Here is a 24,022-nt window from a genome sequence, read left to right as displayed (position 1 = left end):
CGGACCCCGAACCTCCGCGCGCGGCCCGGATGCCCATCACCGCGATGGCCATCTCACCCGACGGCCGGTCCCTGCCGCCGGAGAGGGCGGCGCAGGGCGCGGACGGGTGAAGGGCCCCGACGCGGGGCCGAGTTGGTCCCGGCCTGAGTCCGGACAGCTCCGGCAGGCCGGGCAGGCCGGGCGGGCCGGGCGGGTCGGGCGGGTCGGGCGGGGCGGGCGGGGCGGACAGGTCGGGCGGCCCCGGTTCGGGCGCCGCCTCAGTCCAGGGTCGGGGCCTGGCGCAGGATCTCGACCTCCAGGCGCTGGAGCGCGGGGCTCGACGAGATGCCCAGGTCCTCGGCCATGCGCCGCTGGTGCATCCGCAGCACCGAGAGCGCGTCGGCCTGCCGTCCGGCCCGGTACAGGGCCAGGCTGAAGAGTTCACAGCCGTATTCGCGCAGCGGGTGGGACTGGGTGAAGCCCGCCAGTTCCGATACGGCGACCTCGTGGGCGCCCACGGCGATCAGTGCCGCGCAGCGGCCCTCGACCACCGAGAGGCGCAGTTCCTCGAGTCGGACCACCTCGGGCGAGACGTGGGTGGCATCGGAGACCTCCGCGTACGCCTCCCCCCGCCACAGGGCGAGCCCGGCCTCGAACTCCTCCAGGGCCCGCTGCGGGTCGCACCGGTCCAGCGCCTGCCAGCCGGCGGTCGCGCACGTGCCGAACCGGTGGGCGTCGACGTCGACGGCACTGCTGTCGAGTAAGTAGCCGCGGCCCCGGGTGCGCAGGACCTTCGCGGGCTTGCGCGGGGCCCGGTCCGGCTCCAGCACGCGCCGCAGGTTGGCGATGTAGGCGTGCAGCGAGGAGATCGCCGACTGCGGCGGCTGGCCGTCCCACAGCGCCTCGACGAGCACGTCGACCGAGACGGGCTGGCCGACCTGGCTGACCAGCAGGGTCAGCGCCGCCCGCTGCTTCGTGGCCCCGAGGTCCACGTAGCGTCCGCCGATGGTCGCCTCGATCGGGCCCAGCACCCGGAACTCCACCTTGGCCGGCGGTGCGTCCCGGTCCTCCTCCGGATCCTCCTGCGCCCACCGGACCCCGCCGTGCGGCCGCGGGGCGGGGGGCTGGGGCGCGACGGCGTGCGCACCAGCCCGTTCGCGGGCCATGTCGAACACGGCGGCGGGAGGCGGGGACTGGAGGTCGAGCTCCAGCGCCATCGTGAAGTACATCTTCAGCGTCTCGTTCGCGTGCCGGAGTTCCCGTACTTCCCGTTCCAGCTCGGCGACGCTCCGTGTTCCCCTGCTGCTGCCTCCCAAACGCTGTCCGACGACAATGTCCGTACCACGTCTACCGCCGCCCCTGAGGTCCGCGGTCAACTCGCCGAAATCAATTTCTTCGTTCACTGCCTCTGTACTCATCAAGATCCCCCGAAAGATGCGTACGTCCCGGCCTCAGCCGGATGACGAGAGTCGTCACCTCTGCACCAGGAAGGATCCAGCATGGCGATCAAGAATGACAACCCCCGTTTAAAATCTCGTGAGTTGAACTTTAGCCAGCCGGAAGGCATATGCCCGAGGAGGTAGATCCGGGCAACGTTCGGAATCCCTCGCTCCTCCGTGCGCTGACGTTCCGCTCGTCACTGATCACACTCGGAGCGCCGGGGTGGGGTCCATTCCGTCCCCCCTCCCACCGGCGCTCCGCATTAGGGCCGCCGACTACCGCGCGAAGATCAACGTGGTCGGCGAAGGCGTGCTCCGGAAGGTGATTTCGCCGAAGCCCGCCTTGGTGAGCCAGGCATGGTAATCGGCCCGGGTCCAGGTGCCCCCGTGCCTGCTCTTGAGCAGCATTTCCGAGGCGAAGGTCAGCGCGAAGGCGGGGCCGCTGCGGTCGTCCTCGACGATGTAGTCGGAGACGACCAGCGTGCCGCCGGGCTTCAGCGCTCCGCGCGCCTTGGCGAAGATCGCGACGTTGTCCTCCGGCCCTTCCTGATGGGCGATGTTGGAGTACATCACGATGTCGTGCTCGGCGTCACCGAACGCGGTCGTGTGGAAGTCCCCGTCGATGTAGCCGACGCGGTCGCCCACGCCCCGCTCGGCGAGCAGCCGGCGGGCGATCGAGTTGATCGGCTCCCAGTCGAGCTGGGTCGCGCGCGCTTCGGGGTTCAGTTCCAGCCAGATACCGGAACAGATGCCCGAGCCGCCGCCGATGTCGAGGATCGAGATCTCCCCGGCCTCCGACAGGCGCAGTTCCTCGGCGGCGATCTTCGCCACGGGAACGGACTGCGCGGCGATGGCCTGGACGAGCTGCTCCCAGTGCGGGTTGTCGGCCACCTCCACCACGGCGTCCGACAGCGGGCCGCCCGTGCGGACGACCTCGGGCAGCACCGAAAGGCTGCCCATGTGGCCCATCTTGAGCCGGGCGAACCCGCTGAGCGATTCGGGGCGGCCCTCGACCAGGAAGGCGGAGGCCTCGGGGGTGTTGCGGTAACCCCCGCCGGCCGTCTCCACCAGGCCGATGCTGACCAGGCCGTCGAGGAGGGCCTGCGCGCCCCGCTCCGAGATCCCGGCGCGCCCGGCCAGTTGGGCGGCGGAGCCGGCGCCCTCCTCCAGGTGCGTGAACAGGGAGTGGCTCGCCGCCGTGCCCAGGATGCCGGTCGCCCAGTACCCGGTGATGAGCCGCATGATCCGATCCGACGTCGGCTGGCCGTTGCTCATGCCGTCCCCACCATGCTTCCCGAGAGCTGACGCGGCACCGACCGGGCGGCCGGCTTCGCTTCCACGTGCTGCGGGGCGGCCGGAACCCAGCTCCCCAGGACCATTTCCGCGGTGATTCCCGGACCGAATCCGGCGATCACGCCGGTGGATCCGGCGGACAGCCGCTCCGCTTCCTCGAACTGCCGGCGCAGGGCGTCGAACACGACCGCGCTGGCGATGTTCCCGTATTCGGTCAGCGTGGACCAGCTGTGCCGGAACACCGTCCGGTCGACGTTGAGGAACTTGGCGAGGTCGTCCAGAATGCGGGGGCCTCCGGCGTGGATGATGTAGAAATCCAGATCGCCGATGTCCCAGCCGTGGAGCGTGGCCAGCTCGCCCAGCACCGGAGCGATCGGCTCCATCGTTCCGGGAACTCGGCGGTCGAGCTGGAAGTGGAATCCGGTGTCGCGGACGGAGTACGAGATCCAGTCCTCGGTGTTCGGAATGAGGTACGAGGCGTTGCGTTCCAGCAGGACGCCGGCGCCGCCGCTGCCCCGCACCACGGCGGCCGCGACCGCGTCACCGAACAGCCCGTCCGACAGCAGCGAGCCGACGTCGTCGGCGGTGGGCTGGTAGCACAGGGAGCACAGCTCGCAGGAGACGATCAGGACGTTGCTCTCGGGGTGGGCCACGCAGAAGTCGTGGGCGCGGTTGATCGCCGCACCACCCGCGGCGCAGCCGAGCTGCGCGATGGGGAGCTGCCGGGTGTCGTAGCGGAACCCCATCTCGTTGATCAGCCACGCGGTGAGCGAGGGCATCATGAACCCGGTGCACGAGACGTAGATGATCGCGTCGATGTCCGTCGCCACCAGGCCCGCGTTCTCCAGGGCCTTTTCTATGACTTCCGGGCACCGCTTCTTCGATTCCAGCTCGTAGATGCGATTGCGTTCCTGGAAACCGGGGTGGCTCAGCGTCTTTTCGATCGGCTGCACCAGGTGCCGCTTGCGCACCCCCGTGTTCTCTATCAGTCGAAGGGCCAGCGGAAGCTGCGGCTTTCCCGCGTGCGCTTCCCTGGCGAATGCCAGAGTGTCTTCCATCGTGATGATGTGTTCCGGCACGCTCACCGAAGGCTTACATAGAATTGGCATACCTGGCATCTGTCTCTCTGATGTAGAGAATTTTCTGCTGCCCTCACAGCGTGTACGTTCCCCAACATCGCGTATGGCGCTTGCTGCTGGCTTGGCGGTGACTTGCCTTCCCCGGAGCCATTCATCCGGATCTTTCACCAAGGGCTTTCGCCGGGCCTTTCACCAGGGCCCCGGCGCATTGGGGCGCGGCGCCCCGCGGGCACTTTGGCCGAAACTCGTCTGCTCGGGGGCCCCGGGCTGCGGAGTCCGGCCGGCGGAGTCCGGGACACGACGGAGCCCCGGCCGGGGACGTCGACCCCGAAGGTCGTCCGTCCCCGGCCGGGGCTCCGCGCGCGCTCGGCGGCGGTCCGGCGGGCGCCCCGCCTACCGCGCGAGCTCCCGGTCCACCAGGGCCGGTGCGGCGCCGGTGTACCCCTCCGGATCCAGCAGCCGCACGATCTGGGCGTCCGTCAGGTGCCGCTTCACCTTGGGCATCGCGCCCAGGACCTCGGCCAGCGAGCCTCCCGTGCGCTGCGCCTCGGCGGAGGCCCGGGTGAGCAGCTCCTTCGCCTCGGCCTTGCCGAGGCGCGGCGCCAGCACGGCGGACACCCTCTCCGACACCACTTGGCTTCCCGTCAACGTGAGGTTCTCCCGCATCCGTTCGGGCCGTACGACCAGCCCCTCGGCCAGTTCCACGGCGGTGTGCGCGGCGCCTCCGGCCAGCCGCAGGCACTCGCGCAGCAGCTGCCACTCGGCGTGCCACACCCCGGCCGAGCGTTCGTCCTCGCACACCAGGCACTGCGTCACCCCCGCGGCCAGGAACGGCACTTGGAGCGCGGCGCTGCGCATCAGGGTGGCCAGGACGGGATTGCGCTTGTGCGGCATCGCCGAGGACGCGCCGCGCCCCTCCACCGCGGGTTCGCCGACCTCGCCCACCTCGGTCCGGGTCAGCGACTGCACGTCCACGGCGATCTTGCCCAGGGCGCCCGTGACGAACGCGAGGGCCGCCGCGAGGTCGGCCATCGGGGTGCGCAGCGCGTGCCACGGCAGCGGCGGGCGGGCCAGGCCGGTCTCGGCGGCGTAGGCGTCCAGGAGGCGCTCGGTGTAGTCGCCGTGGTCACCGCCTTCGCCGGGCGGGGCGAACTCCAGGTATCCGGCGAGGGTCCCGGCGGCTCCGCCGAGCGATACGGGCAGCCCTCCGTCGAGTACGGCGGCCACCCGGTCGCGGGCGTCCAGCAGGAGCCTGCGCCAGCCGGCCGCCTTCAGCCCGAAGGTGGTGGGTACGGCGTGCAGGGCCAGGGTGCGGCCCGCCATGACGGTGTCGCGGTGCCGGGCGGCGTGGACCGCCAGGGCTTCGGCGGCCCGTTCCAGGTCGGCGCGGATCAGCCGCAGCGTGCGGTCGGCGACCAGCATGGCGCCGGTGTCGAAGACGTCCTGGCTGGTGGAGCCGTGGTGGACGAACTCGGCGGCCTCCGGGGACTCGGCGGCGACCAGCCGGGTGAGTTCGCGGACCAGTGCGACCACCGGGTTGGCGGTCTCGCGCGCGGCCAGCGCCAGGGCCCGCACGTCCAGGCGTTCGGCGCGCGCGGCGCGGCCGATGGCGGCGGCCGCCCCGGCGGGCACGGAGCCGACCTTGGCCTGGGCGCGGGACAGGGCCGCCTCCGCGTCGAGCATGGCCTGCAGCCAGGCCAGGTCCGAGGTGGCGGCCTCGGCGGGCGTGCCGGCCCGGACCGGGGACAGCAGCCCGGAGTCGGGGCCGTACCCGGGCGGCGCCGTGTCCGGCGCGCCCGCTCGGTGGTCGGCGCTCATGCGTTCACCTCGACGGGATCGGTGGGCGAGGACCGGTACCGTCCGGGCGGACCGGCGTGGGCGGGCGGGGCGGGCGGGGCGGCGTGGGCGGGCGGGGCGGGGAGGGCGAGTACGGCGCAGGCGATCGCGTCCGCGTCGCCCAGGGTCTGGGAGTTGACTCCGGGGCGGCTTCCGGCGGCGGTCACCCAGTGCACCGCCTCCGTGGGCACGCCGTAGGCGAACCGGCGCGGGTGGGCACGGCCTGCGGGGTCGAGGAGCCGGTAGGGGCGCTCGGTCACGGCCAGCCCCTTGGTCTCGTACGCGGTGCCGCAGGCGCCCTCGATGCGGTGGCGGGCGGCCTGGCCGCTCTCCAGCAGGTTCCGCAGCAGCGGTTCCGCGGTGCGCGGCAGGTCCGGCTCCGGCAGCCGGGCCTCGACGAGGGCCGTGGCCTCGACGGGGGGCCCGGGAACGGCGTCGGAGGTGACCGTGAACACCGCGGGACCGGCGTCCGCGCCGTCCGCGGCCGGGACGCGCACCCGCACGCCGGGGCCCATGACCTCCACGACTCCGGACTCGATCAGCGCGATGAGTTCCTCGATGCGCGAGGCGGGCGGTCCGATGGAGAGGAACGCGTTGAGCGGGGTGTACCAGCTCTGGAGGTCGTCCCGGTAGGAGGCGCCCTCCAGCTTTCCGTGGTCGACGGCCAGGCGTATCTCGTTGCGCAGATCGCGCAGGACGTCCAGGGCCGCCTTCAGCGGGCCGCGGACGTTGCCGGCCCTGGCCTGGCGGACGTCCTCGGCGAGGTGGCCCAGCAGCCAGGCCCGGTGCTCGGCGCGGCCCGGCAGGGCGCGGCCCCGGTAGGGCCGGGCCAGCGTCTCCCAGTCCCAGCGGTCCCGGGGGGCGATGCCGGCGGAGTCCAGCAGCCGGTCCTCGGACCCGGGGTCCGGGGCGGCGAGGTAGTGCTCGGTGAAGGAGGCGCGCTGCCGCTCCCGGCCCATGGCGCTCAGCAGGGCCCCGTAGTAGACGGCCTCCACCTCCTTGGCGATCAGCGGCCACAGGTCGGTGAGGAAGTGCAGCCGCTCGCCGTCCACCGCCCGCCGGTGCATCCGGTCGATGGCACCGGGGGTGAGCAGCCGCGGCTCGTGGCGTTCGTACGGGCCCTTCTGGTTCTCGCCGCGCGCGTGGTACGGCACCCCGCGCCGGGAGCCGGCGACGATCTTCGGCTCCCGGCCCGAGGGCAGGTAGCGCACCGCGTCGCCCTCGCGCGCGAAGGTGCCGCCGCGGCCCTCGGTGAGCAGCGCGAGCACGTCGAAGCAGTTGAGCCCGAGGCCGCGGACGAAGACCGTTTCGCCCGGCGCCACCACGGAGAAGTCCACGTCCGCGGGGTTCGCGGGGGCGATGTACGTCAGCCCGTGCGCGGCCGCGGCCTCGGCGAGCGCGCGCTCGCCCCGGGTGGGGCCGGCCGGGACGTGGCCCAGGGAGAGGACCACGGCGTCCAGGCCGGTGAGCCGTGTGCCGTCGGCCAGCTCCAGGGTCTGCGGACCGCCGTACGCGGCCGCGTCGGTCAGGGCCACGGCCCGGGTGCGGTGTTCGACGACGGTGACGTGCCCGGGGGCGGCCGCGGTCACCGCGCGGTAGGCGTCCTCGAGGTAGGCGCCGTAGAACGCGCGGGTGGGGTAGTCGTCCGGGCCCAGCCGGCGGGCCTCGGCCAGTGTTTCGGCGGGGAACCGGCCGCGTGAGCCCGCGTCTTCGGCGGTGCGGGCGAGTTCGGCCGCCCACTCGTACAGGCTGGGTCCCTCCTCGACGGGGCCGTCCATCACCACGCTGTGGTCGGTGTAGACGGTGACCTGCGAGGCCACGGTGTTCATCAGCAGCTGGCGCGGCTGCCCGGTGCGCCACACCCTTCCGGGGCCCGGCGCGTACGGCTCGACCACGTGCACGGTCACCGCCCGGTGGGACGGGGACTTGCGCTCGTTGGCACAGAGCCGCTCCAGGACCGCGAAACCGCGCGGCCCCGCGCCGACAAGGGAGACCGTAAGCACCAACACTCCTCACACACAGGTTCCGGCTCGGCCGGGGACGCAGGACGGCGCTTCGTGGGGACGGCGCTTCGTGGGGACGGCGCGGCAGCAGCCGAGTCCTGCTGCCGCGCCGGGGGTTCAGCGGGCGCGCGCGTGGGTGCGCAGCTCGGTCCGCAGGACGCTCACGACCCGCTCGACCTGCGCTTCGGTCAGTTCGGCGTGCATCGGGATGGCCAGGTTGCGCGCGAAGAGGTCGGCCGAGACGGGGCACTTGCGCTTGGACTGGTACACCGGCTGCACGTGGGTGGCCCAGGTGCCGTGTCCGCAGCCGATGTCCTGGGCGCGCAGCGCGGCGGCGAGCCCGGCGCGGTCGACGCGCGGGTCCAGGGTCACCATGTAGGACTGCCAGGCGTGGGTGCGGTCCCCGGGCACGTGCGGGAGCGTCACCAGCTCCTCCCCGGCGAGGAGTTCGCCGTACTGGGCAGCGATGGCGGCGCGGCGCACCAGCAGTTCGTCGATCCGGCCCATCTGCACCCGCAGGATCGCGGCGGCGATGTCCGACATCTTGTAGTTGTAGCCGATGTCGGTGAACTCGGGGATCGGCAGCCCGACGACCTGCGACTGGTCGAAGATGCTGCCGATGCCGAAGGAGGACCGCAGCCGCGCGTCCTGCCCGATGACGGGGTCGGCGGAGAGCAGCGCGCCGCCCTCGCCGCTGCTGGCTCCCTTGCGTCCGTGGAAGGACAGGCAGGCGACCGGCGCCAGCGTGCCCGCCTGGCGTCCCTTGTAGGTGGCGCCGACCGAGCAGGCGGCGTCCTCGACCACGAAGAGTCCGTGGCGGTCCGCGATCGCGTTCAGCTCGTCGTAGTCGGCGGGCAGGCCGACGGTGTCCACGGCGATGATGCCGACGGTCCGCGGCCCGATCAGGCTCTCCACCGCCTGCGGGTCCACGGTGCCGGTGTCGGCGCGCACGTCGGCGAAGACGGGGACGGCGTCGACGTAGCGCACCGCGTGGGCGGGGGCCGGGAAGGTGTAGTCGGCGACGATCACCTCGTCGCCCGGCTCGACGCCGAGGGCGAGCATCGCCAGGTGGAGCGCGGCGCCGCAGTTGCTGAGGGAGACGGCGTCGCCGACGCCGTAGCGCTCGACGAGCTGGGCCTCCAGCGCCTTGCCCTGGGGGCCCTGGCCGGCCGGCCAGCCCGAGGAGAACACCTCGGCGACGGCCGCCAGTTCCTTTTCTCCCAGACTCGCGTGAACGAGGGGAATCCTGTCCATGGTGGTCACCTCTCGTTACGCCGTGCGGTCGGTCGCGGACCGGAGAACCGGAAGGGCGGGCGGTTCGAAGCGCAGGGGCGTGATCTGGTTGACGTCATTGCGTTCGCGCATCGCCTGGATGGCCTCGATGTCCACCGAGGGGCCGGAGGAGAGGATCTCGATGATCTCCTCGAAATAGTGCTCGTGATGGGGCGAGGGGTAGCTCTGGAAGAGCATGCGCGCCGGGGCGTCCGACGCGTTGCGAAATGCGTGCGGGGTGTTCGGGGGGACGAACATGCAGGCACCCTCGGTGGCCCGTACGGCCTTGTCCCCGGCGGCGGATTCCCAGGTGCTCCAGCCGTCCGGCGTGCGTTCGGCAGGCTCGAACGCCAGGAGCTCCAGCTCCCCTTCCAGGACGTAGAAGAACTCCTGCGAATGGGTGTGCGTATGCGCACCGACATCGAAGCCCGGTGGCACGATCACTTCGAATATCGAAATGGAGGAGCCGTCCGCCGCGGTGACCTTGAAGGTCACGTCCTGCGCCTTCGTGACCAGTTTGCGCCCCTGGCCGGGGGGAACGATGAGCCCGCTCATGTGATTGATTTCCTCATAGTCTGTGCGAATTCCCGCTCGGGCACGAGCGGCCCGACGACCTGCGGCAACGCGGAGATTCGCCCCCGTCCCCCGCGAGGCGCCGCCTCTTTCGATTCATGAGTTGCACGAAGAGGATCACGGGGCCGGAACGGATTCGTCAAGGGGCCTTTTCCCTGCGCCTAGAATTCCCCAAGTCGAAGGGGAAGGCCTGCGGGCCGGCCCCGGCCGGTCCTGGTTCCGCCCGGCCCGCCCGGCCCCGCACCATGTATTACAGCCGACGGCCCGCACGCCCGGCAACCGGCGACTTGGCTGCGACTGTTCCCCGGATTGGAATCGGCTTGCGCCAAGCCAATACCAATCCGCCCCTCAGTCCCCGGCAAGCCATTTGACCGAAGATGACCGTCGCAGCTCGGAAAGCCCGAAATCCTGCGGCCTGAATTCACGAGTTCCCGGTGGCCGGATCGGTGACGGCTGCCGCCCGACGAAGTGACTGCCAAGGAGAACGTCTTGTTGAAACTTCCCGCGGAACCAGACCGGCGTGCGCCGCAGGCCCCCACCGGGAGCGCAGACGTGGACCGTGACGCCTGCGACAGGCTCCTGGCCCGGGTCGGCGTGGCGATCGACGGCCTCCTGGCGGCCGAGGCCGAGCACTGGGGGGCCGTCGACGCCCGCGTCGCGGTGCCGGTCGAGGCGGTCGCGGACATCGTGAGGGCGGGCGGCAAGCGCCTGCGGCCGGCCTTCTGCGTGAGCGGCTACCTGGCGGCCGGCGGCGTGGCGGACGAGGGGGCCGCGGGGTACGAAGAGGGCGCGGCGACGGTCGTCGCGGCGGCCGCCGCGCTGGAACTCCTGCACGTGTTCGCCCTCATCCACGACGACATCATGGACAACTCCGACACCCGGCGCGGGACTCCCACCGTGCACGCCAAGCACGCCGCCCTGCACGCGGAGCGCGGCTGGGCCGGCGAGCACCGCCGGTTCGGGGAGGGCATCGGCATCCTCGCCGGTGACCTGGCGCTCAGCTACGCCAACCGGCTCGCCAGCGGGCTGACCGGCCCGGCCCTGAAGATCTGGAACGACCTGGTCACCGAGGTGATCATCGGCCAGCAGCTGGACATCGCCCTCGCCGCCGAGCTGACGGCCGACCCGGCGCTGTCCCGCTGGGTCGCCGTCTGCAAGTCCGGCCGCTACACCATCCACCGGCCCCTCGCGCTCGGCGCGGCCATCGCCGGACGGCCCGGACTCCAGGTCCCGTTCGAGGAGTACGGGGTCGCGGCGGGCGAGGCGTTCCAGCTCCGCGACGACCTGCTCGACGCCTTCGGTGACGGGGCCGCGACCGGCAAGCCCGCCGGGCTGGACCTGGTGGAGCACAAGATGACCCTGCTGCTGGCCCTGGCGGCCACCAAGGACGCGCGGGTGGCGCGGCTCGTGGAGGACGGCAGGAGCGGCGGCTGGGACCCGGCCGAGCTCCGCGATGCGCTGCTCGCCTCCGGCGTCCGCCAGGAGGTCGAGGAGCAGATCGACCAGCTCGTCAGGGCGGCCTGCGCGGCGCTCGACGACGCGCCGCTGGCGGACGACTGGCACAAGCGCCTGGTGCGGATGGCCGAGCAGGTGGCCTACCGCGACCGCTGAGCCGGCGGCGTACCGCGCGAAGGGCCTCCCGGCCGCTGCCGGGAGGCCCTTCGCGCATGCGGGGTCGTGCCGTGCGCCTACTTCCCGCCGAGGGCGGGCTCCAGGTCGGGGGTCTCCACCCGGGGCGCGGGGTCGTCCTCCCGCAGGAAGAGCTTGCTGGGCCACCACATCCAGCGGCCCACGTCCAGGGTCAGCGCCGTGACCAGCACCGAGCGGACGATCATCGTGTCCAGCAGGACGCCGAACGCCACCGCGAAGCCCAGCTCGGCGGCGAACACCAGCGGCAGCGAGGCCATCGCCGCGAAGGTGCCGGCCAGCACCAGACCCGCGGAGGTGATCACCCCACCGGTGGTGGACAGGCCCAGCAGCGCGCCGCGCCGGGTGCCGTGCTCCGCCGACACCTCGCGCACGCGGGTGACCAGGAAGATGTTGTAGTCGATGCCGAGGGCGACCAGGAAGACGAAGGTCAGGAGCGGGAAGGAGGCCTCCGCGCCCGCGAAGCCGAAGACGTGGTTGAAGACCAGGCTGCTCACACCGATGGCCGCGCCGAAGGACAGCACCACCGTGCCCATGAGCAGGACGGGTGCGACGACCGAGCGCAGCAGCAGCATGAGGATGAGCAGCACCACGACCAGCACGATCGGGATGATCACCTTGGAGTCGCGGGCGGCGGCCGTCTGCGTGTCGAGCATGACCGCCGAGCTGCCGCCGACCTGGGCGTCGGCGCCGTCGACCGCGTGGACCGCGTCCCTGGCCTTCTTGACGGTGCTCATCGCGGTGGTGCTGCTCGGGTCGTCCTTGAGCTCCCCGAGCATGACGGCCTCGCCGTCCTTGGCCGTCGGGGGCGTGACGTCCGCGATGCCGGGGACGGTGAGCAGGGCGCTGCGCACCTGCTCCGCCCGGCCGGCCTTGCTGACGACGAAGATGGGGTCGCCGGATCCGGCCGGGAAGTGCTCCGACTGGATCTTCTCACCGACGGCCATCTGCGGGGTGTTGGTGAACTGGTCCTTGTTGGCGAGCCCGTCGGCCTTGAGGCCGAGCACGCCCAGCGCCATGACGGCGAGCGCCAGCGCGGTACCGATCCACACGAGCCGCGGCCGGCCGGAGACGGCGGTGCCGACCCGGGCCCAGATCCCGCTCTCGCCGGTGGCGGGGGACCCGTACGCGGGCTTGACCGGCCAGAAGATCCAGCGGCCGCAGGCCACCAGCAGGGCCGGCATCAGGGTGATCATGGCGAGCAGGCCGACGAGGACGCCGACGGCGCAGGCCGGGCCGAGGCCCTGGGTGGAGTTCAGGGTGGCCAGCATCAGCAGCATCAGGCTGACCGCGACGGTCGCGGCGCTGGCGATGATCGCGGGGCTGGAGCGGTAGAGGGCCTCCGCCATCGCGTCGTGCCGGTCCTCGTGTTTCAACAGCTCTTCCCGGTAACGGGAGATGAGCAGGAGCGCGTAGTCGGTGGCGGCGCCGAACACCAGGACGGTCAGGATGAAGCTGGTCTGCTTGTTGACGACCAGGCCGGCGTTCTTCGCCAGTACGTAGATCACCGCCTCCGAGGCGACCAGGGCGACGCCCACGGTCAGCAACGGCAGCAGGGGGAGCAGCGGGCTGCGGTACGTCAGCAGCAGGATCGCGACCACCACGAGCGCGGTGATCGTCGTCAGGGCCCCGCCCCCGCTGAACGCCTTGATCGAGTCGGCCGCGTAGCCGCCGGGGCCGGCGACGTGGAAGCCGAGGCCGTCGGCGTTCTTCTTGCCGACCTCGGTCATCGCGTCGACGACCGTACCGATGCCCTCCCAGCCCGACTTGTCCTTCCTGACCTGGACCACGGTCTGGATGGCCTTGCCGTCCGCGGACTTCACCGGGCCCTGGGCGGGGCCGACGATGTTGTCGATGCCCTTGAAGGCCTCGACGTCGGCCCGGGCCTTGACCAGGTCGGCATCGGTGACGCCCCCGGACCGGTCGTAGATCACGACCGCGGGCAGGGTGTCGGCGGACATGAACTTCTCGGCCCGCTCCACGACGGCGGTCGACTCCGCGTTGCCCGGCAGCCAGGCCGAATTGTCGTTCTCTTCGACGTCACCGAGCTTTCCGGCCAGCATGAGGGCCGGAACGAGCAGAGCCGCCCAGAGTGCGATGACGACCCATTTTCCCAGCCTTCCACTGGGCAGGGCCGCTATCTTGCGCATCATGTCAATTCCTCGGTCTTCCGTCGAAGGGTAGGTCGAAGGGCAAACAGCGTCGCGGTGGTGCTTCTGAGTCGTGAACAGTCAAGAGGCTAGGGCACGTTGACCCCGCACGAAGGGAGGAGGAGGTCCAAGACCCCCTCCTCCCTTTGGTTATTCAGCGGCCGTGGTGACGTTGAGTGGGCGATTCCTCAAACGCCGCGCGAACGGAAATGGCTCCGGCCCTCAGTTCGCCCCCTGGAGAACGGCCGCCATGTCCCATATACGGGACCGGACATGGCCGAAGGCGAGGAGCACGGGAGCGTCGGTCAGGATGGGAAAGCTGTACGGGAACGGGCGCGGGCCGACCATGTCGGGCGGGCCGCTGTAGCCGCCGTCCGCGTTCTGGTGCGCGAGCAGCCAGGACAGCGCGCGCCCGATGGGCCGTTGATCGTTCCCGTAGCACAGCGTGATCAACCCGTACGCGGTACTGATGTCGTCGCTCGGGTCGCCCGGCTGCATCCCCCAGCCGCCGTCCTCGTTCTGCGTCTCCAGCACCGTGCGCTCGATCCGCTCGGCCATCCGGGCCACGTGGTGGTCCTGCGGTCCCGCGGTGCAGGCGGCGAGGCGCGCGCGGAAGATCGTGTGCAGCCGGCTGCGGCTCCAGCCCGGCTCGAACCCGCCGTCCTCCAGCTGGCTTTCGACGAGGAACGCCAGGGCGCGTTCCCGCGCGGGCAGCGTGCCGGGGTGCGGAGCCAGACCGCAGATGGCCGCGGCCGTCATGCAGGGTTCGGAGGAGGCTCCCGCGACGTACGTGGGGAACCCGCCGTCGGCGCCCTGCACCGCCAGCAGCCCCGCCACCCCGCGCCGCACGGAGTTCCCGTAGGCGATCGGGTCGATGGCCTGGAGGAACTCCAGGGCGCACGAGGTGTCGTCCACGTCGTTCTGCGCCACGATCTCCGACATCGACCAGCCGTCGGTCAGCGTCGCGCCGCGGGAGAGCGAGGCGGGTGCGGCCCCGCCCTGGTGCTCGACGAGCATCCCCGCCATCCGGCGCAGCAGCCCGGTGGGGGCGCCCGCCGCGACCAGGGCCGTACCGGCGGTCGAGGTGCACCAGTTGTGCATCTCCAGGACGAACGGGAAACCGCCGTCGGCCCGCTGGTGGCGCAGCAGCGTCCGCAGGCCGCCGCGCACGGTCTCCTCGTTCCCGGGGAAGCCGGCGAGCCCGTGCAGCACCAGCAGGTGCATCAGGGCGTAGCCCTCCCAGACCGTCGTCGCGGGGGCCGTGGCGGCCAGGGTCTCCAGCGCGGCGGCGGTGACCTTGTTGTCCACCCCCGCGGCGGCGGCGAGGATCAGGGTGACGGAGGCCTGCTGCACGGCGGCCCAGGAGTGCAGGGGGTCGGAGGGCACCTCGTCGGCGACCGCGGCCAGGACCTCGGGCGGCAGCGGGCAGCCGAGCACCGACAGCACCGCGCACACCATCATGCGGCGGCGGGCGGAGATGAACCCCGGGGCGTCGCCGAGCACGCCCTCCGTCAGCCTGGCGACGAGATCGGTGTCACCGGCGGACGTGCGGCCCGTGGCCCGCGCGACGGCGAGCGCCGCGAGGACCCGTTCGAGCGTGTCCGGGGTGTCCTGGTGCGCCCGCAGGAAGTCCAGCAGCCGGTCCCGGGCCGGCGACGGTCCGGGGCCGGCGCCGAAGCCCGTGCGCGTCATCAGCGCGAGGGCGAGCGCCGATTCCAGCACCCGGCTCTGGCACTCCTCGCGCAGCGCGCCGTCGGCGTCGACCCGGCCGGCGACGTGTGCGATCAGCCGGTCCGTGGCCTCGCGCACGTGATCGGGGTCCACTTCGGCGGGCCACGGCATCGGGGCCGCGTACTCCAGATCCGCTATGTACACGGAAGGCTCCTCATCTGAAACGGCATGGGGATCAGCGGACGCCCTGGGCGAACCGGAAGAACGTGTACGGGTCGTACTTGGCCTTGACCGTGCGCAGCCGCTGGTAGTTCTCGGCGTAGTACGAGCGCTCCCAGTCGGGCAGCCGCGCGTCGATGAAGTTCTGGTACGTCTCCCCGTTGGAGTAGGGGTCGATGGCGGCGAAGCCCGCGTCGACCCACCGGTTCGCCGAGGCCTTGGCCTCGTCGGCGACGGGCGCGACGGCGTTCGCGGTCAGGAAGCTGACCGAGAAGAGGCTGTCGCGGTGGACGTACGCGGTGGCGGTGCGGGCCACCGTGTTGGCCTGTCCGCCCAGGGCGGAGATCTGCAGCTGGCGCATCTGGCCGGGCATCCGGTCGCCCTCGAAGACCTCCAGGGCCTTGGCCCAGCCTTCGCGCGGCATCGTCTGCTTGAACAGACGGCTGCGCCAGGCACCGAACGCGGCGCGCGGGACCTTGCCGCCGGGGCTGGTGTCGTCGCGGTGGCACTCGTCCACGGTGAGCTCGGCGCAGCGGTAGAGCTGCATCATCACGTTCTTGTACGGAGCGGTGAACTTCTGCTGGAACACCGGGGGCTTGCCGACGACGGCGAGCAGCCGCGCGATCTCCGCGTCGAAGGCCGGGCCGGTGTCCACGGAGCCGAGGAAGATCGACGCGGTCGGGACGGTGCCGGGAGCGGCGTCGGTGAGGGTGACGTTCATGCCGCTGCCGATCGAGTGCGGCGCGTCGACCAGCCACTTCGCCCAGCCGTCCAGCATCTCCAGCGCCTGTGCGTACGGCCAGACGATATTGATGGCCGCCACGTTGGTGAGGGGCGAGGGGGTGACGTCGTAGGAGGTCACGATGCCGAAGTTGCCGCCACCGCCGCCGCGCAGGGCCCAGAAGAGGTCGCGGTGCTGCTCCGCGGAGGCGGTCACGATGCGGCCGTCGGCGAGGACCACCTTCGCCGAGGTCACCTTGTCCGAGGCCATGCCGATGTACCGGGTGAACAGGCCCATGCCGCCGCCCTGGAAGAACCCGCCCGCCGCGACGGTCGGGCAGTAGCCGCCGGATATGCCCAGCCCGGCCGGCGCGAGGGTGTTCGCGATGTCGACCAGCTGCGCGCCGGTGCCGATCCGCGCGGTGCCGTTGCCGGCGCCGAGGGTGACCTCGTTCAGTCCGGACACGTCGATGACCAGGCCCTGGGTCGTCGAGTAGCCGGCGGCGCTGTGGCCGCCGCTGCGCGCCGCGACCTCGATGTCGTGGTTCTGGGCGAAGGCCAGGCACTTCGCCACGTCGGAGGGGGTCGTGCAGTAGGCCACCGCACGCGGGTTCGCGGCGTCGAACTGCACCTGGTAGAGCTGCTTCGCGCGCTGGTAGTCGGCGTCGGACGGCAGGACCAGGTGTCCGCTGAGCCGCTCCTCCAGCCGGCCCCACCGGATGCCGGACCGGGTCCGGGAGCTCACGGAGGCGGAAGCGGAAGCGGGGAAGACGGCGGACGCGCCGGTCGCGGCGAGGGCGGCTCCGCCGGCGCCGACAAGGAACTTTCTGCGATCGATCATGTGCTGCGCTGCCTCTTCTGCCAGGAGATCTGCATGCCGGATGGGTGAGTGCCGGGGCACTCGGGAGGGCGCTGAGCGCGCCCTCCCCGATGCGGAGCGTCGGTACGGGGCCCTGCTTACGGGGCCTTCTGCTCCAGGACCTGCGAGAGCGCGGCGGCCAGGGCCGCGGCCGGGTCCTCCTCGCCGCCCGCGCTGCGCCAGGCGATGTGGTTGTCGGGCCGGACCAGGACGGCTCCGTCGGAGGCCGTCTGCCGGACGGCCTCCCAGGCGCCGTCGACGTCGGCGTACTGCGCGCCTTCGCCGATGGCCGCCGCCACGACCGGGACCGAGAACGTCTCGGACGCCCGCGCGGCCGCCTCGGACCACGCGCTCCCCTGCGGGCCGGTGATCAGCACGAAGCCGGTGCCGGACCCGGTCAGGTCGTGCGTGGACAGGCGGCGGCCGTCCTGCTCGATCCAGGCGTGCGGCAGCCGGTGTCCCGGGCGGGTGGTGGGCTCGTACACGTCGCCCAGGGCCGCGCGGACCGGCGGGCGGCTGCCGTCGGGGACGAGGGCGCCCGCCTCGTAGGCGAAGCCGATCTCCACGTCGTGCGCCTGGCACTCGCCGCGGTGCGTCGCGAAGATCTCCGCGGCCCGCTGCCGCTGGGCGGCGCCGACCGGGGTCGGGGCGAAGTAGCCGAAGAACACCGGCGTACGGCGCTCCGCCGGGATGTGCTGGCCGAGGCCGATGGCCCCGTCGATGACGACCTGGTGGTGCGAGGCCGCGGACATGGCCCAGCCCAGGTTGAACTGGCCGACCGGCTTGCGCTCCGCCTCGTAGGTGTCGAGGAGGCTGTCGGGAGCCTTGCCGGAGACGACCGCCGCGAGCTTCCAGGCGAGGTTGTGCGCGTCCTGGATGCCGGTGTTCAGGCCGAGCCCGACGGCGGGCGGCTGGCGGTGCGCGGCGTCGCCGGCGAGGAGGACCCGTCCGTAGCGGTAGTGCTCGGCGAGCACCGCCTCCACGGTCCAGCTCGTCACGTCGTGCAGGGTCACCTCCAGCTCGGGCAGACCGAGGACCTCGCGGATCCGGGCGGTCACCGCCTCGGGGTCGGTGCGGTCGATGCCGGCGAGGTGGAGGTGCAGACCCCACTCCTCGCAGTTCTTCCCCCAGGTCGGGCCCATCTCGATGAGGGCGCTGGAGAGGTCCTGGCGGTAGGGGTTGAGGAACCAGGTGATGAGCGAGCCCTCGTTCCACACCTGCGACAGGTCGGCGGAGAAGTAGACCGTCGTGGCGTCGAACAGGGAGGGCAGACCCTGCATGGTCACGCCGAGGGCCGCGCCGACCGTGCGGCCGCCGTCCGCCGCGATCGCGTACTGGGCCACGACCGTGGTGATCTCACCGGTCGCGACGTCGCGGACCTCGGCGGTGACGCGGTCGCCCTCCTCGGAGATCGAGGTCAGCTCGTGGCCGAACAGGACGCGTCCGGGATTGCGGCGCTCCGCGTGCTCGCGCAGGATCGGCTCCAGCCGCACCTGCGGCAGCTTCGCCGACAGCGCGGGGCCGGCCGCCGCGTACGTCTCGCTGAGCTCACCGCCGCCGAAGCCGTCCATCTCGTGGATCAGCCGCTTGTCCAGCGGACCGGCGCCGGTCAGCGTGGTCTGGTAGCGGACCTTGCCGAACTTCTCCAGCGGCGCGCCCTGTTCGAGCACCTCCGCGTCCAGGCCGTGCTGGCGGAACACCTCCATCGTGCGCTGGTTGATGTAGTGCGCCTTCGGCAGCCGCGAGGTGTCCGCGCGGCGCTCCACCAGCACGTGGCCGACCCCGTGGTCGGACAGGAAGGCGGAGGCAGACAGGCCGGTCCCGCCTCCGCCCACGATCAGGACCGGAACTTCGATGGTTCCCATGTTCGTCTTCGTCCTTCCAGAAAAATGACAGCCCGAAATGAGCAATGCGCGCGTGAGGGAATGCCGTTACACCGGTGGTTCGCTCAACGGGCTTTCCAGCGCCCCGTCTTCCAATTGCATGATGTCGAGCACCCCGGGCTGCCACCGGTAATAGGACTGGAGCTTGTAGTACTCGCCGTCGGGCTGGGAGGCGACGGCGTACACGAACTTCGTGGCGGGATCCGCCGCCAGCACGTGCTTCACGAACCGCTCGACCTTCGGGGCGAGCGGGACGGACAGCGAGGTCGGGTCCTCGGTCGCCACGGCGAAGCAGATCCGCTCGACCTTCGGGGAGTCCCAGTTCAGGGTCACGTAGATGCCGAAGGCCTGCCGGCCGAGGGCGAGCATCTGCGCGCTCGGCTCCGCCTGGTCGACCTCGCGGAGCATGGAGCGGACGGCGTCCGGCGCGAAGCCGCCCGTGGGGGGCTCGCCGAAGTACACGTTGACGGTCTTGTTCTTGTAGTCGATTCCGAGGAGACCGACCGTTTCGCCCATGCCGTACCGGTCGAAGAAATCGATGCTCTTTCCGAGGGCGGCCGGCATCGACGCGAGGGCGGCGAGCTTCGATATCGCCTGGAGGTCGGTCCGGGGAAAGACGATCCAGATCTTCTTGAATCCGCGGACGACCCCGAAGTCGATTCCGTAGCTGTCGACCGGGCAGCTGTCCCGGATGTCCGAGAGCAGCGAGCCGACGGGGTGGTCCGTCCGCGGGGTCAGGCCGTGTTCCACGGCGAGCTCGTACGGGTCCACGTCCAGCGGGGTCGTGAACCGGCAGTCGAGCTCGCCCTCGTGCTTCTGGCCCGTTCCGAGCCGGAACGCGACCACGGCCTGCGCGAGGGCGTCGCCGTACATGTCCAGGATGGGCAGGACCTTGTCCCGCGCGCACTCCACGTCCAGCAGGCCGGCCGATTCCTCGATGGCCGCGTAGAGAACCTGCACCGGGCTTTCTTCGGTGCCCCCGGCCGCCTCACTCATGGCTGTCATCATCTTGACGCTTCATGTGGGCAAGACTCGGACACCGATCTTGCCGTGCACTGTTGGGCGACTTGCGGCCGACTTGGCGGGGATCCGCAGGCCGGGGCGGAGGCCGGACCGGGGTCGGGCGCAGGCCGGGCGGGGGCCGGGCGGGGGCCGGGCGGGGGTCGCGCACCCCCTGCGCGGAGGCATGCCGAACTCCCGGCGGACCAGGGGTTCTCCTGCGAGAACCCGTCCGCCGGGAGCGCGACTCGCGGCCCGAGGCCGGCTCAGCCCTGCTTCAGGAGCTTCTCCTGAAGCCGCCGGGACAGTTCCACCCGGCGCGTCTTCATCGTGGCCGTACGCGGCAGTTCGGCCAGCGGGATCTGGATCGGATCGGCCAGCTGCGGGTAGGCGGCGACGGCCTTGCGCCAGCGGCCCCGGTCCAGCGGCACGTCCCCGTGGGTGCAGACGATCGGGACGCCCCGGGAATCGGGCCCCAGGACGACCACGAGCTCGACCAGCTCCTCCAGCCGGTCCAGCACGAGGTCCTCGATCTCCAGGCTGCTGCCCACCCCGGGGATCATGTCGATCTCCCGGTCGAGCATGTGCAGGCAGCCGAACTTGCTGCGGTAGCCGACGTCCCCGGTCCGCCACCAGCCGTCGTGCACGTTGGCGTCGTAGCGCTCCTGCTCACCGTGGTACGTCTTGGCTATGCCGTCCCAGCGGGCGTCGATGAGCCCGGGGTTCCGCGCCGAGGGCCGCTTGCCGTTCTGGCTCACCAGCCGCACCCGCGCGCTGCCCGGCAGCGGGTAGCCCACGCAGCGCCCGTCCATCCGGTGCGCGGACCAGCGGTAGTACGGCCGGCCGACGGCGGGGCCGACCTCGCTCTGCCCGTAGATCTGGAAGAACTGCGCCCTGCGCGCGGAGGCCCCGAGGAGCCGGCGGACCGTCCTCGGGTGGATCGCGTCGAAGGTGCTGCTGAAGTACTTCACCGAGGCGAAGGGCCCGCGGGGATCGTCGGCCAGGTTCTCCCACGCCAGGAAGGAGTTGGGGAGCGCCTCGATCAGCCCGGGCCGGTGCTTCAGGAAGAACTCGGCGACGTCCTCGGGGGCGCCGCGGTTGACCAGCAGTACCGGCATGCCCTTGGCGAGGCACAGGGCCATCGCGGCGAACATCCGGGAATGGCCGAAGGCGATGTGGATGGCGACCGTCTCCCGCTTGCGCATGAGCGCCAGCAGGACCAGCTGCGGCCGCAGCCGGGCGCGCATCGTCCGCGGGGTGTGCACCACCAGCTTGGGGATCCCGGTGGTGCCGGACGTGTGCGTGATCATCGCCGGCTCGTCCGGGCCCTGGAGCGAGGGCCGTACGGCCGGGGAGCCCGCGAGCTCGGCGAGCGAGACCACCCCGGGCGCGGACGCGCCGACGCTGATCACGCCCCGGGTGAGCTCGGCGAGCGGGAGGCCGGCCAGCGCCTCCAGCTTGGGGCCGTCCGTGAGCAGGTACGGCCTGTCGAGCCGCTCCATGAGGGCGGCGAGGGTCGGCGCGTCCAGCGTGTGCGACAGCATGACCGGGACCGCGCCCGTCCGCGCCACGGCGGTGGCCAGCAGCCAGACGTCGAAGTTGGCCGCCTTGTGGACCACCACGTGGTCGCCGGCCTTCACCCCGGCGGCCGAGATCCGCCCCGCGAGGTCCTCCACGTGCCCGGCGAGCTCGGCGACCGTCAGGTGCCGGCCCGCCTCGGGCAGGACGTCGAGATCGTGATCGAGGGTCAGCGGCGTCGATCCGCCGGCGACCGCCGCCCGTTCCGGCACGGACCCGAGGTAGAGCCCCTGCTTGTGTATCGAATTCCGCCTCATGAGACCTCCGTCCAGACCCGCGTCGCTCCGGTGTGCACTGGTCAACGGCGGTCTGTGTCACGACACTTCGGAGCCCCAGCATCCGCCGCCGGACTTGGGCCGAACTGACCCCCGAGTTGGCGGCCACTTGGCCCCGTCAGGACCCGGTGATGTGCTCCGGGCGGACCGGGGTCCGGTTCAGCTCCAGGCCCGTGGCGGCGCGGATCGCCGCGAGGACGGCCGGGGTGGACGACAGGGTCGGGGCCTCGCCGATGCCGCGGACCCCGTACGGGGAGTGCGGATCGCCCATTTCTAGGTAGTCGACCGGGAGCGTCGGCGTGTCCAGGATGGTCGGGAGCAGGTAGTCCGTGAAGGAGGGGTTCTTCACCTTCGCGGTCGCCGGGTCCACGATGATCTCCTCCATGATCGCGACGCCCAGGCCCTGGACGGTGCCGCCCTGGATCTGGCCGACCACGGACAGCGGGTTGAGCGCCCGGCCCACGTCCTGGGCGGTGGCGAGCTCCACGACCTTGACGAGCCCGAGCTCGGTGTCCACCTCCACGACCGCGCGGTGCGCGGCGAAGGAGTACTGGACGTGGCCGTTGCCCTGGCCGGTGACCAGGTCGAAGGCCTCGGTGGGGCGGTGGCGCCACTGCGCCTCGATCTCCACCGCCTCGTCCTCCAGCACGTCCGCCACGGCGGCGAGGACCTCGCCCGCGCCGGTGACCACCTTCCCGTCCTCCAGGAGCAGTCCGGCGTCGGCCCACGCCGCGTGCAGGCCACCGAACTTGCGGCGGCCGATCTCCAGGATCTTCTCCCGGACGAGCCGGCAGGAGTTCTTGATCGACCCGCCGGTCATGTACGTCTGGCGGCCCGCCGAGGTCGAACCGGCCGAGCCGACCTGGGTGTCGGCGGGGTGGATGGTGACCTGCTGGACACCGAGCTCGGTACGGGCGATCTGCGCGTGGATGGTGATGCCGCCCTGGCCGACCTCCGCCATGGCCGTGTGGACCAGCGCCACGGCCTCGCCGTTGATGACCTCCAGGCGCACCTTGGCCGTGGAGTAGTCGTCGAAGCCCTCGGAGAAGCCGACGTTCTTGATGCCGACGGCGTAGCCGACGCCCCGGACGACGCCCTCGCCGTGCGTGGTGTTCGACAGGCCGCCCGGCAGCGCGCGCAGGTCGGCCGCGCCGTCGGAGCTCTCCCACTGGCGCTCGGGCGGCAGCGGGCGCGCCTTGACCCGGCGCAGCAGTTCGGCGACCGGGGCCGGGCCCTCCACGACCTGTCCGGTGGGCATGACCGTGCCCTGCTCCATGGCGTTGAGCCGGCGCAGTTCCACCGGGTCCATGCCGAGCTCCGCCGCGAGCTTGTCCATCTGGGCCTCGTACGCGAAGCAGGCCTGGACGGCGCCGAACCCGCGCATCGCCCCGCACGGCGGGTTGTTCGTGTAGAGGCCGACCGCCTCGATGTCCACGTCGTCGATGACGTACGGGCCGGCCGAGAGGGAGGCCGCGTTGCCGACGACCGAGGCCGTGGAGGAGGCGTAGGCCCCGCCGTCGAGCACGATCCTGCACTTCATGTGCGTGAGCTTGCCGTCGCGGGTGGCGCCGTGCTCGTAGGACAGCTTCGCCGGGTGGCGGTGCACGTGCCCGAAGAAGGACTCGAAGCGGTTGTAGACCATCTTCACCGGCCTGCCGGTGCGCAGCGCGAGCACGCTGGCGGTGATCTGCATGGAGATGTCCTCGCGGCCGCCGAAGGCGCCGCCGACGCCGGCCATCGTCATGCGGACCTTCTCCTCGGGCAGCCCGAGGACCGGGGCGATCTGCTTGAGGTCCGAGTGCAGCCACTGGGTGGCGACGTAGAGGTCCACTCCCCCGTCCTCGCTGGGCACCGCGAGTCCGGATTCGGGGCCGAGGAAGGCCTGGTCCTGCATGCCGAAGGTGTACTCGCCGGTGACGACGACGTCGGCGCGCTCCCGGGCCGCCGCCGCGTCCCCGCGGACGATGGGCTGGCGGTGCACGATGTTCGGGTGCGGGACGTGACCGATGTGGTGGTCGTCGCGGTTCTCGTGGACGAGTACGGCGCCGGGAGCGGTCGCCGAGGCCTCGTCCGTGATGAGCGGCAGCTCCCGGTACTCGATCTTGATCTTCGCGGCGGCGCGGCGGGCCGTCTCCGGGTGGTCGGCGGCCACCAGGGCGACCGGCTCCCCGTGGTGGCGGACCTTGCCGTGCGCCAGGACGGGAGTGTCCTGGAACTCCATCCCGTAGTACTTCACCGGGGCCGGCAGATCCTCGTAGGTCATGACCGCGTGGACCCCGGGCACGGTGAGCGCCTCGGAGACGTCGATGGAGAGGATCTCGGCGTGCGCGACGGTGGACCGCAGGGTCTGCCCCCACAGCATGTCCTCGTGCCACATGTCCGAGGAGTACGCGAACTCGCCGGTCACCTTCAGCGTTCCGTCCGGGCGCAGCGTCGACTCGCCGATGCCGCCCTTGGTGCGGGCGCCCTGGGTGACATCGGTGGGGATGCCGGTGGTGGTGCGGGTGGTGGTGGCGGTGGTGGTGCGGGTGGTGGTGCCAGCCATGA

Annotated in this window: 15 protein-coding genes; 1 reads left to right on the top strand and 14 read right to left on the bottom strand. The window is 71.8% G+C overall.

Annotated features, from left to right (window positions below; translation table 11 throughout):
• Nucleotides 1–257: 257 nt before the first annotated feature.
• From ACWCP2_RS20820 to ACWCP2_RS20790, 7 genes are all read right to left on the bottom strand, one after another.
• The gene (locus ACWCP2_RS20820) at nucleotides 258–1,295 is read right to left on the bottom strand and encodes an AfsR/SARP family transcriptional regulator (protein ID WP_450910073.1); all 1,038 of its coding nucleotides are present in this window, start codon (nucleotides 1,293–1,295) and stop codon (nucleotides 258–260) included.
• Between the two features lie 399 nt (nucleotides 1,296–1,694).
• Nucleotides 1,695–2,693, bottom strand: coding sequence for a methyltransferase (locus ACWCP2_RS20815; RefSeq protein ID WP_450910072.1), 999 nt, complete (start codon nucleotides 2,691–2,693; stop codon nucleotides 1,695–1,697).
• The gene (locus ACWCP2_RS20810) at nucleotides 2,690–3,820 is read right to left on the bottom strand and encodes a type III polyketide synthase (protein WP_450910071.1); all 1,131 of its coding nucleotides are present in this window, start codon (nucleotides 3,818–3,820) and stop codon (nucleotides 2,690–2,692) included. Before ACWCP2_RS20810 ends, ACWCP2_RS20815 begins: the two co-directional genes overlap by 4 nt.
• 363 nt (nucleotides 3,821–4,183) lie before the next feature.
• The gene (locus ACWCP2_RS20805) at nucleotides 4,184–5,608 is read right to left on the bottom strand and encodes a class-II fumarase/aspartase family protein (RefSeq protein ID WP_450910070.1); all 1,425 of its coding nucleotides are present in this window, start codon (nucleotides 5,606–5,608) and stop codon (nucleotides 4,184–4,186) included.
• Complete coding sequence (locus ACWCP2_RS20800) at nucleotides 5,605–7,629, bottom strand: FAD/NAD(P)-binding protein (RefSeq protein ID WP_450910069.1); 2,025 nt, start codon at nucleotides 7,627–7,629, stop codon at nucleotides 5,605–5,607. The genes ACWCP2_RS20805 and ACWCP2_RS20800 overlap by 4 nt, the downstream gene beginning before the upstream one ends.
• Before the next feature lie 117 nt (nucleotides 7,630–7,746).
• Nucleotides 7,747–8,883, bottom strand: coding sequence for a DegT/DnrJ/EryC1/StrS family aminotransferase (locus tag ACWCP2_RS20795; RefSeq protein ID WP_450910068.1), 1,137 nt, complete (start codon nucleotides 8,881–8,883; stop codon nucleotides 7,747–7,749).
• Nucleotides 8,884–8,898: 15 nt separating this feature from the next.
• Nucleotides 8,899–9,456 (bottom strand): cupin domain-containing protein, encoded by a 558-nt coding sequence (locus tag ACWCP2_RS20790; protein ID WP_450910067.1) that lies wholly within the window; start codon nucleotides 9,454–9,456, stop codon nucleotides 8,899–8,901.
• Nucleotides 9,457–10,026: 570 nt separating this feature from the next.
• Between ACWCP2_RS20790 and ACWCP2_RS20785 the strand changes: the two genes are divergently transcribed.
• Nucleotides 10,027–11,085, top strand: coding sequence for a polyprenyl synthetase family protein (locus ACWCP2_RS20785; RefSeq protein ID WP_450910066.1), 1,059 nt, complete (start codon nucleotides 10,027–10,029; stop codon nucleotides 11,083–11,085).
• A gap of 77 nt (nucleotides 11,086–11,162) precedes the next feature.
• Here the strand turns inward: ACWCP2_RS20785 and ACWCP2_RS20780 are convergent, their stop codons facing one another.
• The 7 genes from ACWCP2_RS20780 to ACWCP2_RS20750 all read right to left on the bottom strand — a co-directional run bounded on the left by ACWCP2_RS20780 (nucleotide 11,163) and on the right by ACWCP2_RS20750 (nucleotide 24,020).
• Entirely contained in the window at nucleotides 11,163–13,274 is a 2,112-nt protein-coding gene (locus ACWCP2_RS20780) for an MMPL family transporter (protein WP_450910065.1), read from the bottom strand.
• A gap of 219 nt (nucleotides 13,275–13,493) precedes the next feature.
• On the bottom strand, nucleotides 13,494–15,146 hold the full coding sequence (locus tag ACWCP2_RS20775) for a prenyltransferase/squalene oxidase repeat-containing protein (protein WP_450910064.1): 1,653 nt from the start codon (nucleotides 15,144–15,146) through the stop codon (nucleotides 13,494–13,496).
• A 31-nt stretch (nucleotides 15,147–15,177) separates the two neighbouring features.
• A complete protein-coding gene (locus ACWCP2_RS20770; protein ID WP_450910063.1) occupies nucleotides 15,178–16,722 on the bottom strand; it encodes an FAD-binding oxidoreductase in 1,545 nt (514 codons plus the stop codon).
• Nucleotides 16,723–16,838: 116 nt separating this feature from the next.
• Nucleotides 16,839–18,605, bottom strand: coding sequence for an FAD-dependent monooxygenase (locus tag ACWCP2_RS20765; protein WP_450910062.1), 1,767 nt, complete (start codon nucleotides 18,603–18,605; stop codon nucleotides 16,839–16,841).
• Nucleotides 18,606–18,671: 66 nt separating this feature from the next.
• A complete protein-coding gene (locus tag ACWCP2_RS20760; RefSeq protein ID WP_450910061.1) occupies nucleotides 18,672–19,619 on the bottom strand; it encodes an aromatic prenyltransferase in 948 nt (315 codons plus the stop codon).
• 269 nt (nucleotides 19,620–19,888) lie between these two features.
• Nucleotides 19,889–21,457, bottom strand: coding sequence for an AMP-binding protein (locus ACWCP2_RS20755; protein WP_450910060.1), 1,569 nt, complete (start codon nucleotides 21,455–21,457; stop codon nucleotides 19,889–19,891).
• Nucleotides 21,458–21,593: 136 nt separating this feature from the next.
• Complete coding sequence (locus ACWCP2_RS20750) at nucleotides 21,594–24,020, bottom strand: xanthine dehydrogenase family protein molybdopterin-binding subunit (RefSeq protein ID WP_450910059.1); 2,427 nt, start codon at nucleotides 24,018–24,020, stop codon at nucleotides 21,594–21,596.
• Nucleotides 24,021–24,022 lie beyond the last annotated feature (2 nt).

This window comes from Streptomyces sp. NPDC002104 (assembly GCF_053593795.1).
Note: the sequence above shows the minus strand (reverse complement) of the source record. Positions and strands in the feature narration are given on the sequence as shown.

Coding starts and splice junctions, on each gene's coding strand:
- ACWCP2_RS20815 (WP_450910072.1), bottom strand. CDS start 2,693: ATGAGCAACGGCCAGCCGACGTCGGATCGGATCATGCGGCTCATCACC.
- ACWCP2_RS20810 (WP_450910071.1), bottom strand. CDS start 3,820: ATGCCAATTCTATGTAAGCCTTCGGTGAGCGTGCCGGAACACATCATC.
- ACWCP2_RS20805 (WP_450910070.1), bottom strand. CDS start 5,608: ATGAGCGCCGACCACCGAGCGGGCGCGCCGGACACGGCGCCGCCCGGG.
- ACWCP2_RS20795 (WP_450910068.1), bottom strand. CDS start 8,883: ATGGACAGGATTCCCCTCGTTCACGCGAGTCTGGGAGAAAAGGAACTG.
- ACWCP2_RS20790 (WP_450910067.1), bottom strand. CDS start 9,456: ATGAGCGGGCTCATCGTTCCCCCCGGCCAGGGGCGCAAACTGGTCACG.
- ACWCP2_RS20780 (WP_450910065.1), bottom strand. CDS start 13,274: ATGATGCGCAAGATAGCGGCCCTGCCCAGTGGAAGGCTGGGAAAATGG.
- ACWCP2_RS20770 (WP_450910063.1), bottom strand. CDS start 16,722: ATGATCGATCGCAGAAAGTTCCTTGTCGGCGCCGGCGGAGCCGCCCTC.
- ACWCP2_RS20765 (WP_450910062.1), bottom strand. CDS start 18,605: ATGGGAACCATCGAAGTTCCGGTCCTGATCGTGGGCGGAGGCGGGACC.
- ACWCP2_RS20760 (WP_450910061.1), bottom strand. CDS start 19,619: ATGAGTGAGGCGGCCGGGGGCACCGAAGAAAGCCCGGTGCAGGTTCTC.
- ACWCP2_RS20755 (WP_450910060.1), bottom strand. CDS start 21,457: ATGAGGCGGAATTCGATACACAAGCAGGGGCTCTACCTCGGGTCCGTG.
- ACWCP2_RS20750 (WP_450910059.1), bottom strand. CDS start 24,020: ATGGCTGGCACCACCACCCGCACCACCACCGCCACCACCACCCGCACC.